This window comes from Vibrio echinoideorum (assembly GCF_024347455.1).
Taxonomy (GTDB): Bacteria; Pseudomonadota; Gammaproteobacteria; order Enterobacterales; family Vibrionaceae; genus Vibrio; species Vibrio echinoideorum.
Genome location: NZ_AP025484.1, coordinates 1,712,602 through 1,728,552 on the forward strand (window position 1 = coordinate 1,712,602; position 15,951 = coordinate 1,728,552).

11 protein-coding genes and 1 pseudogene are annotated in these 15,951 nt (G+C 43.2%); 8 read left to right on the plus strand and 4 right to left on the minus strand.

What is annotated here, in order from left to right; translation table 11 throughout:
• Positions 1 to 8 precede the first annotated feature (8 nt).
• The gene (gene rtxC / locus OCV36_RS23600; protein WP_102436863.1) at positions 9 to 470 is read right to left on the minus strand and encodes an RTX toxin-activating lysine-acyltransferase RtxC; all 462 of its coding nucleotides are present in this window, start codon (positions 468 to 470) and stop codon (positions 9 to 11) included.
• A gap of 26 nt (positions 471 to 496) precedes the next feature.
• A complete protein-coding gene (rtxH, locus tag OCV36_RS23605) occupies positions 497 to 841 on the minus strand; it encodes a protein RtxH (RefSeq protein ID WP_017087586.1) in 345 nt (114 codons plus the stop codon).
• Between the two features lie 350 nt (positions 842 to 1,191).
• Between rtxH and OCV36_RS23610 the strand changes: the two genes are divergently transcribed.
• From OCV36_RS23610 to OCV36_RS23645, 8 genes and pseudogenes are all read left to right on the plus strand, one after another.
• Positions 1,192 to 3,297, plus strand: a complete 2,106-nt coding sequence (locus tag OCV36_RS23610) for a peptidase domain-containing ABC transporter (protein ID WP_135454296.1) — start codon at positions 1,192 to 1,194, stop codon at positions 3,295 to 3,297.
• On the plus strand, positions 3,294 to 4,655 hold the full coding sequence (locus tag OCV36_RS23615) for an HlyD family type I secretion periplasmic adaptor subunit (RefSeq protein ID WP_167852997.1): 1,362 nt from the start codon (positions 3,294 to 3,296) through the stop codon (positions 4,653 to 4,655). Before OCV36_RS23610 ends, OCV36_RS23615 begins: the two co-directional genes overlap by 4 nt.
• An 89-nt stretch (positions 4,656 to 4,744) precedes the next feature.
• A pseudogene (locus OCV36_RS23620) lies at positions 4,745 to 6,835 on the plus strand (type I secretion system permease/ATPase); the annotation flags it as partial.
• A gap of 593 nt (positions 6,836 to 7,428) precedes the next feature.
• Positions 7,429 to 8,283: an MIP/aquaporin family protein gene (locus OCV36_RS23625; protein WP_017072630.1), complete on the plus strand. Its 855-nt coding sequence runs from the start codon at positions 7,429 to 7,431 to the stop codon at positions 8,281 to 8,283.
• 59 nt (positions 8,284 to 8,342) lie between these two features.
• Complete coding sequence (glpK, locus tag OCV36_RS23630; RefSeq protein WP_017072631.1) at positions 8,343 to 9,869, plus strand: glycerol kinase GlpK; 1,527 nt, start codon at positions 8,343 to 8,345, stop codon at positions 9,867 to 9,869.
• 276 nt (positions 9,870 to 10,145) lie between these two features.
• Positions 10,146 to 10,931 (plus strand): DeoR/GlpR family transcriptional regulator, encoded by a 786-nt coding sequence (locus OCV36_RS23635; protein ID WP_135454292.1) that lies wholly within the window; start codon positions 10,146 to 10,148, stop codon positions 10,929 to 10,931.
• Positions 10,932 to 11,199: 268 nt separating this feature from the next.
• Entirely contained in the window at positions 11,200 to 12,759 is a 1,560-nt protein-coding gene (gene glpD, locus OCV36_RS23640) for a glycerol-3-phosphate dehydrogenase (RefSeq protein ID WP_135454291.1), read from the plus strand.
• Between the two features lie 301 nt (positions 12,760 to 13,060).
• Positions 13,061 to 13,870, plus strand: coding sequence for an SDR family NAD(P)-dependent oxidoreductase (locus OCV36_RS23645; protein WP_135454289.1), 810 nt, complete (start codon positions 13,061 to 13,063; stop codon positions 13,868 to 13,870).
• Between the two features lie 107 nt (positions 13,871 to 13,977).
• On the opposite strand, the gene OCV36_RS23650 is transcribed toward OCV36_RS23645, so the two are convergent.
• Together OCV36_RS23650 and OCV36_RS23655 are read right to left on the minus strand one after the other, a co-directional pair.
• Entirely contained in the window at positions 13,978 to 14,874 is an 897-nt protein-coding gene (locus tag OCV36_RS23650) for a LysR family transcriptional regulator (protein WP_135454287.1), read from the minus strand.
• A 163-nt stretch (positions 14,875 to 15,037) separates the two neighbouring features.
• Complete coding sequence (locus tag OCV36_RS23655; protein WP_017074081.1) at positions 15,038 to 15,274, minus strand: YdcH family protein; 237 nt, start codon at positions 15,272 to 15,274, stop codon at positions 15,038 to 15,040.
• Positions 15,275 to 15,951 lie beyond the last annotated feature (677 nt).

Consider the following 15,951-nt stretch of genomic DNA (forward strand, 5'->3'; position numbering starts at 1 on the left):
AATTTGGGTTAAATAGAAAACCACTGTACTTTTCTGATACAGCGATCATTTTGAACATCGACCTTGCCGCGGACAGTGCAAACTTTCTGCCCCTTCCACGGAAGGAATACACGGCGTCGAAGGTCATTTACGACCTCTCGACCATGCCCGAATGGCGCTATCATCTCTGGAATATAAATATGCTGACCGGACCGCCAGTCAGATAAAGAGATTTCTCGATCCCCTGATAGCAGTGCATCTCGACTCTGCTCAGACAAAAACGCCCAATTACAAAATGCAATTGGGCGACCTTGTTCATCTTCGTAATAGCAAAACTGGTTTAGCTCAAACGCCGGCATAATGCGCTGCTGCCATTCAGCAACAACGTATCTGCTGTGGAGAGGAGAATGCTGACTTAACAACATCACCCCACCAATTAAATTTTTAATTTGAGCTAAGGTAAGATTTGCTGATTGATGTGTAATAGACATAGGCTCTATATCACCGAATACAGCTATTATTTAGCTTTAGAAGCTCTCTTCTTTGGCGCAGGTTTTTCTTCTGTTTGTACTTCTTCAGTCTGATCAACATTAGGCTCGTCTGAAGGTAAAAAACCTGCTGCAACTAGCTTGTCAAATTCTGCCGACATACGAGGATCTTCGAGCATATTTTTAACCATTGAGACCATATACATAAAACCAGAAGCTGGCATATGTACGACTTGTTTAAGTTCGAGGTCACCATCATTTTCAGCCATTACGCCACTAGCCATATTGTTTTGATCTTGACCTACGAAATAAAGAGAGAAAACACCTTTATTGTAATTAACACTAGATACTGTTTGAACAAACTTTTCTGTCATAAATTAAACCCGATTAATTATATACAACGGCTTGATTAGCCTTGGAAACAACTATTATTAAAATAGAAAAACACCAAATAAGAATTAATGGTGTTTTATAAATTAATTTTACACCTCAAAAAAATTGAATCAACTTACTTTTATTTTTGTTTTAGAGTATATATTCTATTAATTGAAACACTGAAAAATCTCATTATCATAATAAAAAAAATAAACAATGTATTTTCCAAGAAAAATATTTCATGTTTTATTTTTCTTATTAGTAATAATAAATTTGAAGAGTTCCTAAGGTGCTGATACTATGCCGCCCTTTTTTAAACACCATAAAAATCAGCAATGAAGCTTAAATAATGACACAGAATGAAGTTCTAACCCTGAAGTGTATAAACCTGTACTTAAGTATTTTAGGCGTAAAAAAAGACATAACGAATACAAAAAATACAACTGAAGAATCAAACAACTTCAACGATGAATTAAAGAAAATACAAATAAACAACAAAGTTAATGTTGTAATTAATCGTTCAAAAACAAAAAAAATTAACAATATAACAACACCTGTTATTCTATTTGATGCTCAAGGGTTACCATTTATTTTAGCTAAAACTAATAAAGGATCTTGTTTAATACAAAACCCTAATAAAGAATCTCCTGAAGTTATTCCCTATGATAAAATCAACTCGATATGGAATAAAAGTTGGATTGAAATAAAACAACCTCAATCACGTTTTAATATCGCCTGGTTCATTCCTGAGTTTTTGCAACACAAAAGAATACTCGGGGAAATTTTTTTGTTTTCTTTTGTATTGCAAATACTCGCCTTAATCTCACCGCTATTTTTTCAGGTTGTGATGGATAAAGTGCTTGTACATCAAGCTTGGTCAACCCTTGATGTGCTTGTGATAGGGCTTGTGATCACTGGCATTGTAGAGGTTATACTTCGCGGCTTACGCGAATATCAATATGCGCACACAGCCAATAGAATTGATATTCAATTAGGACTTAAGTTAGTAAAGCACTTGTTTGGCCTTCCTTTGATGTTCTTCAAAACACGCCAAGTAGGAGCCATCGTAACTCGCGTGCGTGAGCTTGATACAGTACGAGAATTCTTAACAGGCTCGATGTTTACTTTAACGGTCGAGTTCTTGTTCATGTTTGTCTTTCTCTACGTAATGAGTTTGCTTTCACCTCCTCTCACGTGGCTATTTGTTGCAACCATCCCTCTTTATGTATTTCTCGCTTGGTGGCTTACACCTCGAATGCAAGCGGCGGTAGAAGAGCAATTTACGCACGCCGCTGCAAATACCTCTTTTCTCACAGAGACAGTGGCTGGCAGTGAAACTCTAAAAAGCTTAGCCGTAGAGCCTCGCTTTGTTCGCCGTTGGGACGATCAAACGGAAAAAATGGTCTCTACTGGGTACGTGGTTCAGCAACTCAACAACCGATCCAACCATGTCGTTCAACTCATCCAGAAAGTAACAAGTGTTGGAGTTCTGTGGTTAGGGGCAACAGAAGTACTGTCATTGGAGATGACTATCGGCCAACTGATCGCTTTTAATATGATGACAAACCATATAGCCCAACCTTTATCACGCATGGTTGAGTTATGGGGACAATTTATTCAAACGCGCGTGGCACTAGAAAAATTGGGAGACATGCTCAATTTACCTGTGGAGCAGCACACAGGGAACGACACGATTGCATTACAAGGCGCGATTTCGTTCAAAAATATCCTATTTCGTTACCAACCAGATATCCCACCGACCCTGAACAACTTGTCGCTAGATATCCAAGCAGGTGAAACATTAGGCGTTGTGGGAACATCAGGTTCAGGGAAAAGTACTCTAGCTCGATTACTGCTACGACTCTACAGCCCAGAAAAAGGGTTAATAACGGTTGATAACACACCACTGAATCAAATTGGCATCCAGCAACTGCGCCAACAAATCGGCATAGTTCTGCAAGAAAACTACCTATTTAACAAAAGTGTTTGTGAAAATATTGCCCAATCGAAACCTGAAGCTAGCTTAGAAGAGGTTATCGAAGCGGCGAAACTTTCTGGAGCTCACGAATTTATCATGAAGCTCCCAATCGGTTATGACACGATCTTAGCCGAAGGTGGGCAGTCCCTTTCTGGCGGGCAGAGACAACGCCTGGCGATTGCGCGAACCCTACTTTCAGACCCCAAAATTATGATCCTGGATGAAGCCACGAGTGCACTGGATGACGAATCACAAGCGTTGATTCAATCCAATATGGCAAATATCGCGAAGGGTCGTACGGTCATCACTATCGCTCACCGGTTATCCACCGTACGAGATTGCGACCGAATTATCGTTCTACACCAAGGTAATATCGTCGAGCAAGGTAGCCACCAACAGTTAATCACATTGGGCAAACAGTACAAACAATTATGGCAACTTCAGCAAGAGCTCAAGCAAGAGGATTCAAACGCATGAAAAGTGTCATCAAGCGATTCTTGGCCAAATTTAAAATAAACCAAACGACTGAGAAACATTACGAATTTCTACCTGCGCACCTCGCCTTATCACAACGTCCTCCGTCACCATTTGCTCGAATAACGGCCATCACTCTCAGCTTGGGAGTCATTGCCGTATTAATTTGGGCGTATTGGGGAAAATTAGATATACAAGCGACAGCTACCGGGCGTTTCGTTGTCTCTGGCCGCTCACAAGTGATTCAATCTTATGAACAAAGCCGGGTTCTCTCTATTCACGTAAAAGATGGGCAACGAGTGACAAAAGGCGCCCCGCTTCTTACTCTTGATACCTTAGGCATCAATCAAGACATTACCCGTTTAATCACTCAATCTGAATTTCAGACTAATGACCTAATTCGATACCAATCTTTGAATAGTGGCCTACCACTGTCTGAGGACCTATTATTTTCGGCCTTACCACTCGAACAACAAGCGTTGATCAATGAAAACTTCTTGAGTGAGAAACGTGAATATGAGTCGACCCTTGCAAGTATCAAAGCAGAAATGCAGGTCAACAAAACATCCCAAGCGGCTCGTCAAAGTGACATCAACGCATTAATTCAGTTAACCGAAAACATTAGTCAGAGACTCGCGGCACGAAAAACGTTGAATCAAATAAAAGTCATTGGACACGTAGAGTATCTAGAGCAAGAAAAAGAGCTACTGGAAGTTAAGCGCCAAGTGTCGCAACAACGAGCTGAATTAGAGGTTCTAAAGTCGCAATACCATAGTCTTGAAGAAAGGCTGACGGGGTTTAAAGCACAAAAACACAGAGAATGGCTCGAAAAAAGAAAACAAGCGAAATTGCAACTTGGGGGTTTAGCTCAGGAGTTGTCTAAAGTTCGTGAGCGTGAACAGTTAGAAATCATCCGTTCTCCTGTCGATGGTACGGTTCAGCAACTCAGTATTTACACGCTAGGAGCAGTACTTCAACCAGCACAAAATTTAATGATTATTGTCCCTGAAAATGCAGTACAGCAGGCAGAAATACAAATTCTCAATAAAGACGTAGGTTTTGTTTACCCAGGACAGTCAGTGACAGTAAAAGTAGATGCGTTTCCATACACTCGTTACGGTACTATCGAAGCTGAGCTATTGAGTATTTCTCGTGATTCTACTACAGACGAACGCTTGGGGCTCATTTTCCCTGCCCAAGTTAAGCTTAAGAATAACAACATCTTAATCAACGGTAAAAGTATTGAGTTGACACCAGGCATGTCCGTCGTTGCGGAAATAAAAACAGATAAACGTCGTGTTATCGACTATCTGCTGAGCCCAATACGTGAATACCAAGCAGAATCGCTAAGAGAGAGATAAGTATGGATATGACCTTATCAACAACGGGAAATAGCGTTTCTACCGCTCAAGATACTTCTATCAATCAGGACGCTTCTATCACACAAGATAATGGCGGAATCGACGCCGTCGTTTATGCGGGTAACTATTTCCACAAAAAGTCGACCAAGACACAGCTCAAGCATGCTTTAGGCGTCAATCATTCCAATTTAAATGACTTGGAAATAAGGGAAGCTGCAGATTATATTGGCCTGAAAAGTCAAGTAACAAAAGTAAAGCCAAACGAGCTAGATACCCTTCCACTGCCCGTTTTAATTGAAATCGACAATAGTTGGAAAGTGCTCATAAAATCAGCGGATGGTTCCTCTCTTTTATATGACCCAGCCACTCAATTGGAGCAACAGAGTGAGCTTAGTTCGAATAGTCACTCATCAACGTACAAGGTAATGTTGGTCGCGGATGAAAGACTAAGTAGCAAAGAAGTGAAATTTGGCCTTAGCTGGTTTGCCCCCTCTATTTGGCGTCAAAAGAGCCAAATGCGAGATGTGTTTTTTTATGCTATTGCCCTTCAAATATTCGCACTCGTCAGCCCGATGTTGTTTGAAAATGTCATCGACAAAGTGCTAGTCGGTCGCAGCTTGTCCAGTTTACATGTGCTCGCCATAGCGATGCTTGCTCTTGCCATTGCAGAGCCAGCATACAGTTACTTGCGCAATACCGTATTTGGCCACCTCGCAAGTCAAGTAAATGCAGAGCTATCAGGACGCCTTTATCGCCATTTAGTTGGCCTCCCCCTCAATTACTTCAAGCAGCGTCAGACAGGACAAATCATTGCTCGAGTTCGTGAAATGGCGCAAATTCGTCAGTTTTTGACCGGTTCGACGCTGATGTTATTGCTCGATCTCATTTTTGTTACCGTCTTTCTTGTTGTTATGTTCCATTATGCCAAGACTCTGACTTGGCTAGTAATCGGCTCACTTTTTATCTATTTCTTACTTTGGCTTATCGCTGGTCCAATCATAAGAAAAAAAGTGGAATCAGAATACGAATCGGATGCCGATGCCACGACCTTTCTTACGGAAGCAGTAACAGGCATTGAAACCATTAAAACCACAGCGACTGAACATCGATTTTTACATCAATGGCAACATATCCTCAGCCAACAACTAAACCGTAGCTTTGATGCTCAAAAATCAGGACTCATTGCAGGGCAAGGCATCGGGCTAATACAGAAACTGACTGCGGCACTGCTCCTGTGGTGGGGAGTCAGCGAAGTACTTAACGGTGAGCTCACACCCGGACAATTGGTGGCCTTCAATATGTTGGCCGGCCACGTGACTCAGCCGGTACTTCGACTTGCGCAAATCAGGCAAGACTTCCAACATACTCTTATTGCACTAAAGCGAGTGGGCGATATTCTTGATGAACCAAGAGAAAATGGTAAACAAGGGTTAGCTTCTGTTCCTGAACTCAATGGAGGCATCGAATTTAGTAACATTCGCTTTCGTTATCACGAAGACTCTCCCGAAGTCTTGGCCAACCTATCGTTAGAAATAAAACCGGGCCAGTTTATCGGCATCACTGGGCCATCAGGCTCAGGAAAAAGTACCATCACCCGGCTATTGCAGCGTTTGTATGTCCCTCAACATGGTCAAGTATTGGTAGACGGTATGGATCTCGCGATAGCCGACCCAATTTCGCTACGTCGCAACATGAGTGTGGTATTACAAGAAAGTATTCTTTTTTCTGGGAGCGTTGCAGAGAACATCCGCCTAAGTCAGCCTCAAGCTACTGATGAGGAAATACGCAATGCTGCGCAGCTTGCTGGTGCTTTGGAATTCATTGAAGGGCTGCCTCACGGGTTTAATCAGCCCGTTGGGGAAAAAGGGGGCTCTCTATCTGGCGGCCAGCGTCAACGTATTGCGTTAGCAAGAGCCCTGCTCGTTAACCCTAGGATTTTACTGCTTGATGAAGCAACGTCAGCACTCGACTATAACTCTGAAGCGGCCATCATGAGCAATATGGAAGAGATCTGCCAAGGACGAACCGTAATTAGCATCGCACACCGCCTTAACACCATTCGTCATGCGGATAACATTCTTGTTCTTGACAAGGGCCAAGTCTGTGAAAGCGGAACTCACGATGAGCTGATTGAGAAAGAAGGGCTTTATGCCAGACTCTGGAAACAACAAATCGGGTAATAGAAGCATCGTATCGATTGCGAGAGAAACTCGAATTTAGGCCGAACCTGAACATCTGTATTTGGTTCGTTCAATGTCAAACATCATTCAATAACTAGAGTCTCTAAAATCGAGCGTAGACAATTCATTATAACTTGCTGCTAATCAACTACGACAAGTTCAAGCCATGAACTTACTAAAATTAAAACTACCAAACTCCATCGGGGGTCTGGTAGTTTATTCATTTCTACAATACCGCCTTGTTTGTTAACGCTTTTCTAACATATTGAGAACGTTACAAAGTCCACAAAATTTAAGTTTAATAATCCACCACCCACGAAGTAGCATCACAAATCCCAACAGAACACTCCTCGTACCAGTTGTGCATTCACTTACATACAGGTAGTTTTAGCGACCTCGAAACATATCAATTCGAGCAATGACGTTCATGCGAGCTTCTTTTTCGAACAAAAGTGTTCGGATTAACATTTCAAGTGACTTTAATTAACAAATTTATGCTCAAACGCTCACCTTTAATGTTCGTTTGTTTTCGAGTTCGCAAATATATGCACAATGCACGTGCTAGATAAGCAAAAACTAACAAGGACTCAAACATGACAACAAACAAACACCCTTCTTTATTTGGGCAATGCCTAGCCGAATTTATCGGTACAGGCCTGCTCATATTCTTTGGCGTTGGCTGTGTGGCAGCACTGGTATTAACAGGTGCAACATTCGGACAATGGGAAGTCAGCATTATTTGGGGCTTCGGCGTAGCCATCGCAATTTACTGTACTGCTGGCGTTTCTGGCGCTCATATCAACCCTGCTGTGACTATTGCCTTGGCAATGTTCCACGGTTTTGATAAAGCGAAAGTTGTGCCTTACATCATTTCTCAGCTACTTGGCGCATTCTGCTCTGCGGCATTAGTTTACAGCCTGTACAGCAACCTATTTACTGACTACGAAATTGCACACAACTTCGTACGTAGCAGCCAAGATGCACTATCAACAGCCGGTATTTTCTCAACATACCCACATGCTTCACTTTCTTTCTTTGGCGCTTTTGCTGTGGAATTTGTGATTACTGCTGTTTTGATGTTCGCTATCTTAGCGTTAGGTGATGAGAACAACGGCGCATCACGCGGCGCAATGAACCCTCTACTAATTGGTGTACTGATCGCGGTTATTGGTGGTTCTTTAGGTCCACTGACTGGTTTCGCAATGAACCCTGCTCGTGATTTCGGACCAAAACTGTTCGCTTACTTTGCAGGTTGGGATTTCGCACTAACAGGTGCTCGTGATATTCCTTACTTCATCGTACCAATCCTTGCTCCAATTGCTGGTGCATGTTTTGGTGGCTGGTTGTACCCACGAGTTATCGGTGCTTACCTACCCGTTGAAGGCCAAGGCTGCACAATTCCAAACCAATGTGAAACAGAACAAGAAGCTGAACAAGCTCAAGCTTAATACCTAAGCGACCTTACATTTACTAAAATATAAATAACGAGACAAAAAGGATTCTTACCATGACCGAGCAAAAATACATTGTTGCCCTAGACCAAGGCACGACAAGTTCTCGCGCTGTAATCCTCGATCACGATGCAAACATCGTTAGCTCTTCTCAAAGAGAATTCACTCAGATTTACCCTAAAGCGGGTTGGGTTGAACACGATCCAATGGAAATCTGGGCAACTCAAAGTTCTACATTGGTTGAAGCCCTAGCGAAAGCAGGCATTCGCAGCGACGAGCTAGCGGGTATTGGTATTACCAACCAACGTGAAACAACTATCGTTTGGAACAAAGAAACTGGCAAGCCGGTATACAACGCAATCGTATGGCAGTGTCGCCGTACAGCAGACATCTGTGAAGACCTTAAAGCACGTGGCCTAGAAGACTACGTACGTGACAATACAGGCTTAGTCCTTGACCCGTATTTCTCAGGTACCAAAGTTAAATGGATTCTAGACAACGTTGAAGGCGCTCGTGAAGACGCTGAAGCAGGCAAACTGTTGTTCGGTACGGTTGATACTTGGTTAGTTTGGAAAATGACTCAAGGACGTGTACACGTTACGGATTACACTAACGCGTCACGTACTATGTTATTCAACATCAACGACCTATGTTGGGATCAAAAACTACTTGATGAGATGGGTATTCCGGCAGTAATGATGCCTGAAGTTAAACGCTCATCTGAAGTTTACGGCCAAACGAACCTTGGTGGTAAAGGCGGTACTCGTATTCCAATCGCAGGTATTGCAGGCGACCAACAAGCCGCACTTTATGGCCAAATGTGTGTAAAAGCGGGTCAAGCTAAGAACACTTACGGTACAGGTTGTTTCCTTCTAATGAACACCGGCCAAGAGAAAGTAACGTCGAAAAACGGCCTACTAACCACGCTGGCATGTGGTCCTAACGGCGAACCAGCTTACGCACTTGAAGGTGCGGTATTCATGGGCGGCGCATCAATCCAATGGCTACGAGATGAAATGAAGCTACTGGCTGGCGCAGAAGACTCTGAGTACTTTGCAACGAAAGTTGATTCTTCAAACGGCGTGTATGTTGTTCCTGCCTTTACTGGCCTAGGTGCACCATACTGGGACGCTTACGCTCGTGGTACGATTGTTGGCCTTACTCGTGGTGTTAACTCGAACCACATCATTCGTGCGACTCTGGAAGGCATTGCTTACCAAACTCGCGACGTATTAGACGCAATGCAAGCGGACTCTGGCATTAAACTAGCAACCCTACGTGTTGATGGCGGCGCGGTAGCGAACAACTTCCTAATGCAATTCCAATCAGACGTGCTTGATACTGAAGTTCACCGTCCTGAAGTAACGGAAGTAACGGCATTGGGTGCCGCTTACCTTGCTGGTCTAGCGGTCGGTTTCTGGGGCAGCATTGATGAGCTTCAAGATAAGGCTGTGCTAAACCGTACGTTTATGCCACATCACGATGAAGAGAAGCGTAACCGCCGTTACAAAGGTTGGAAACGCGCTATCAAGTGTGCACAAGTTTGGTCTGAACTTCATAACGAAGACGAAGGTGAAGACTAGTCACAAGACCAAGACTAGAACTAAGACACGAACAACCGTACCTAACTAAATCGGTTGTTCGAATCTCAGTAAACGAAACCCAAAAGAGCACAATCTTGTGCTCTTTTTTGCGTTTCAGGGGCTGTTTCTACATTTTGCGCTTCGTTTTTGCGGTTTAGACACGATTCCTCACCATCATTACTTCTCTCTGAGTATCAATTCGAGCACAATAGCGCGAGGTGATATTTAGAATTAAGTGCGCTAAAACACAGCAGCGCGCAGGGAGTGGTAAGTAAAGTGAAGCAAATACCAAGACACCAGCAGATCGTCGACCTGGTTAAAACACAAGGATATGTGAGTACCGAAGAGCTAGTAGAGAAGTTTGATGTAAGCCCTCAAACCATCAGACGCGACCTAAACGAACTCGCTGATAGCAACAAAATTCGTCGCTATCATGGTGGTGCAACCATTCCTTTAAGTTCAGAAAACACCTCTTACAACACGCGTAAAGCGCTTAACTTCAACGAAAAAGACGTGATCGCCGATGAACTGGTTAAGCACATCCCAGATGGCGCTACCCTGTTCGTTGATATCGGCACCACACCAGAATCCGTTGCCCGTGCACTCAACAAGAACCACAAGCAATTAAGAGTCGTGACCAACAACATCAATGTTGCCAGCATCCTTCTGCCGAATCCTGAGATAAAGGTTATCTTGGCCGGCGGCGAAGTAAGAAACCGTGACGGCGGCATTGTTGGTGAAGCGACACTCGATTTCGTGAAGCAGTTCCGCCTTGATTTCGGTATCTTGGGCATCAGTGGCATCGACTTTGATGGCTCACTGCTCGACTTTGATTACCACGAAGTTCGCGTAAAACAAGCGATCATCGAAAACAGTCGCAGCATCTTCTTAGCCGTCGACCACACTAAGTTTGGCCGTAACGCGATGGTTAAGCTCGGTAATATCTCTCAAGCGCACATGGTCTTTACCAATAAACAGCCGCCGGAAGAGATTCTCAACATCCTTAAAGATTCAGCAATACCATTAGAAGTGATCGATACCGCTCGTCCTTTGAGCGAATAACTCGACATAAGTGCTCGCTGAGCCACTTTCTTAAATGAATCACGATTCTTTATAGAAAAGTTAAAAAAGTAAAACTTGCTCACTACCACTGTCGCTTCTATGCTCGAATTAGACTTATTTGAACCTCTGCTTTCATAAGCAGAGGTTTTTTTATGCCCAAATCACATAAAACGCGCATAAACGAAAATAATAAATGACCGCAAACGAAAGTTCATATAGGATTCAATTATGTTCTAAAATGCTCGTTCGCTCAGAAGAGGTCAAAACCATGAGTGCTCAACAAAATAATTCAAACAACAGTACATCTTCCACTTTAGACTTGATCGTGATTGGCGGCGGCATCAATGGTGCAGGCATCGCGGCAGATGCAGCAGGTCGTGGTCTAAACGTTGGCTTATACGAAGCAAATGATTTCGCGTCTGCGACGTCTTCTGCTAGCTCAAAGCTTATCCACGGTGGCCTACGCTACCTTGAACATTACGAATTTCGTTTGGTTTCGGAAGCACTCGCTGAACGTGAAGTCTTGTTAAGAAAAGCGCCTCACGTTGCTCAGCCAATGCGTTTCCGTTTACCTCATCGACCATTTTTACGCCCAGCTTGGATGATTCGCTGTGGCCTATTCCTTTACGATAACTTGGGTAAACGTACTACGCTTCCTGGAAGTAAAACGGTGAACTTGGCTAAATCAGGTTTACTGAAGCCAGAGATGAAGACAGGTTTCGAATACTCAGATTGCTGGGTAGATGACGCGCGCATGGTATTGCTCAACGTGCTGGCGGCAAAAGAGAACAACGCAGAAGTACGTAACTACTGCCGTGTTGAAAAAGCGCACCGTGAAGGTGGTGTTTGGCATGTAACGATCCTCGATGTCATGACAAACCAACGTTTTGAACGTAAAGCAAAAGCGCTGGTTAATGCAGCAGGCCCTTGGGTTAAGCAATTCTTTGATGATGGATTAGAGCAGGCTTCACCTCGTAATATTCGTCTAATCAAAGGCTCACACATTGTTGTGCCACGCATTCATGACGAACCACAAGCGTACATTCTGCAAAACAAAGACAATCGCATCGTATTCATGATCCCTTACCTAGATAAGTTCTCGATCATCGGCACCACCGACCTTGAATACAAAGGCGACCCACGTAACGTCGCAATTGATGATGTTGAAGTAGATTACTTGATTGATATTGTTAACCAACACTTTGTTAAACAACTTGGTCGTGAAGACGTGGTTTGGACATACAGTGGTGTAAGACCGCTTTGTGACGATGAATCTGATTCACCACAAGCGATCACTCGTGACTACACGTTGGAATTGGACGCGGAACTGGATCAAGCACCACTGCTTTCAATCTTCGGCGGCAAACTAACCACTTACCGTAAGCTAGGCGAAGCAGCACTTAAGAAGCTTGAGCCACACCTAACCAACATGGGTGCACCTTGGACAGCCAACAACACGCTTCCAGGTGGTAACTTTAGTTGCAGCAGAGAGCAACTTGCGAAGATGATCCACACTAAATACCCTTGGGCATCTGAAGCATTATTGCTTCGCTACGTGACTCAATTCGGTACTTACACGTGGAAACTATTGGAAGGGGCAACAAGCGAAGCTGACCTTGGCACCCAATTCTCAAGCGAAGCCCATGGCGTTTATCAAGTTGAAATTGATTACTTGATCAATGAAGAAATGGCGATGACTGACGAAGACATCTTGTGGCGCAGAACCAAGCTAGGCCTTTACATGAGCGAGTCAGAGCAGCAAGCCGTGACTAATTACCTGAAAGAGAAGCTACAAAGCAAAGTAGTGAGCTTTTCTCAAGTCGGCTAATTCCACCAGCCTATACATGCTTCAGAACATGATTAACAACCAAGCTTAGCGTCCCCCGCGCTAAGCTTTTTTATTGCCTGCTATTCCGATCTAAGAACTCGATCAGATAAACCTCTCGATTGATCGTCTCTTTCACGATGACTGAGGCTTTGTTCACTCCTCTATTATCAATAAAAACTAAATAGTGTTTTATTAATCCGCTTGATTATCAACCTCACAAAAGGTTGCTATTCTTTATCTCAACAAAACAACACATTCAAAAACGCTCGCGATGTCAGCGCTTTAATAAGGAATCTATTCCATGCAAAAAGTTATCCTGATCACTGGCTCTACCGATGGTATCGGCTTCGAAACTGCAAAAGCACTCGTTCAACAAGGCCACCACGTTTTATTGCATGGACGTAACCCAAGCAAGCTCAAAGACGTTGAGCAACAGCTTGTGCCTCTCTCGACTGAAGCGAAAATTCAAAGCTACGTAGCAGACTTATCGGTTCTGGCGGATGTAGATACGTTGGCCGACGAAGTGATTGCTGATCACGATAAGATTGATGTACTGATTAACAACGCTGGCGTGTTCAACACTCCGAATCCAATCACTAAAGACGGTTTAGATGTTCGTTTTGCAGTGAACACGGTTTCGCCTTATCACCTAACCAAACGTCTATTGCCATTGCTCGATGCATCTAGCCGAGTGGTGAACCTATCTTCAGCGGCGCAAGCAGCAGTAAGTATTGAAGCGCTAGAAGGTAAAAAAACGCTTTCTGATGGCGACGCTTACGCACAAAGCAAACTGGCGATCACTATGTGGACTCGTAAGATGGCAAAAGAGTTAGGTTCTACAGGGCCGATGGTTGTTGCCGTAAACCCGGCTTCCTTATTAGGCAGCAAGATGGTGAAAGATGCATACGGCATTGCAGGCGGCGACCTAAGCATTGGCTCTGACATTCTCGTTTGCGCATCATTGTCTGATGAATTCGCACAAGCAGGCGGTCAATACTTTGATAACGACAACAACACCTTTGCTAACCCGCACCCGGATGCGATTTACGGTGACAAGTCGCAGCAGGTTGTCGCTAAAATTGAAGAGATCATCAAAGCGACGCTTTCTTAATCACGACTACTCATGCTGAGTTGATTTGCAAATCTCAATAAAAAAGCCCTGCGTTTCTAATAAATTAAGTTAGAAACGCAGGGCTTTTTCGCTAAATCTATCTGACTCTACTTTTGTTCCCAGTATGGCGGGTTGCCATAATACTCAGAGAAGTAGTCAATGAAGGCTCTCACCTTTGGCGCAAGTAACCTTGTGCTTGGGTACACAGCCCAAATCGCAGGCTCAGAGGTTAATGGGTAATCTTCTAATATTTGAATCTGTTGACCACTTTTCAGTTGCTCATACGCACACCAATTCGACGTCACCGTGATACCCAACCCACCAATAGCAGCATCACGCAGCGCTTCTCCGTTATCAGCCCTGAACGATCCCGATGCCTTAATCGTTTTAGGTCCGTTTTCAGTGTGGAAGGTCCAGTTTTCTAAACCAATTAGGCTGATACACTGGTGATCATTAAGATCTTGAGGTGTGGCTGGCTTGCCGTATTTGATTAAGTAATCAGGCGATGCACATACAACACGTTTATCTGTTGCGAGCTTTCGGGCAATCAGTGTCGAGTCTTTCAGCTCCGAGATACGAATCGCGATATCGAAACCACCTTCCACAAGATCGACCATGGAATCTGACAATCTGAAATCAACTTTTAAACCTGGGTAGCGTTCAAGAAAGCCAGGCAATGCAGGAACAAGGTGTAAACGCCCAAAAGACGCAGAGGCCGTAACGCGCAATGTTCCGGTTGGAGAATCACAGCCCACACCGACTGCCGACTTGGCAGCATCTACACTTGAAAGCACCTCCTCAGCGTGAGGTAAAAACGCTTCACCTTCTTCTGTTAAAGACACCTTACGAGTGGTTCGGTGTACTAGGCGAACACCCAAATTGTCTTCGAGTTTACTGATGTGCGAACTAGCAACCGCAGGAGACAAACCAAGCTCCTGGCCAGCCATACTGATGTTATGTGTGGAAGCTAAACGAACAAATAACTTGAGGTGTTCAATATTCATATGATTACCAATAAAATCTTAAAAATCCTTTATTAATAGACCACATTACGTGCCAAAAACATAGCAATGTAATATTTATAAGCGTTTCATTTTGGCCATATTATTGAACTAAAAAAACTCCCGAAGGAGTTTAATTATTTAAAGACGATGTCATCTCGAGTAACTAATCAGATAAACGAGCATGCAGCGCGTCTTTAAGTACAGAACGATCATGTTTCATTTGGTGCATCGAACCGTCATCAATGGGTGAATCTTTCAGCTCAAGCTTACGAATCTCTTTATCAAGGTTGTCGTATGTCTTCATGTCTGCTGCAAAGCCATCGTCAGTTTTAACAAGCTCAGCAATTTTATCTTTCATTTCAGGAAATTCGTGAACAAGAGAATGATTTTCACCTAGCATAGAAACCTCTTAAGTTGAGTAAAGTGATTGGGTTAGTCTTATACCAATCGTAGTAAATAACTGGTCATCCTAGCTTGTTAAAAATCTCGATAACTTCGTTAGAATTTTTGATTGTAGAATAACTACTTATCGAAAAATCCCGCCTTGTTCTCAAGCTTTTTCCCTACGCTATTCCTGATCATTTACTTACTGTGATTGGTATTGAACACATTCATTATTTACCTTAGCAAGGGACTCAAATAACAAATGAGATCCAGTACACAGCATAGAATATAGACAATTCAGATTCACAAATTCACAAATTCACAAATTTACAAATTTACAAATTTACAAATTTACAACATGTACCCAAAAATAAATGGTTTACATAGAAGAAAGCCTCACGTAATCGCAAGGCTTTATAGAGGTGTTATTTAAACAAGTAGCTAAAAAGTACTTTCAAAAAGGGACTAGCTACTGCACCCTCTTGTATCTATTTTATTCATTTGATCATGTGAAGATGTGTCAGAGCCAGTCGATTGGCATCCTGCCACGAATAACAGCGTCACAGATAAGATAAGCCATTTCATAATAAATCCTCTTTTGGTCATGACTAAAGCATAGTGCTTAAAATCGCGGATACCTTAGCCATTAACTAAAGCCTTACCTGCCGATAAAGCCTTGGTTAATGAACAATG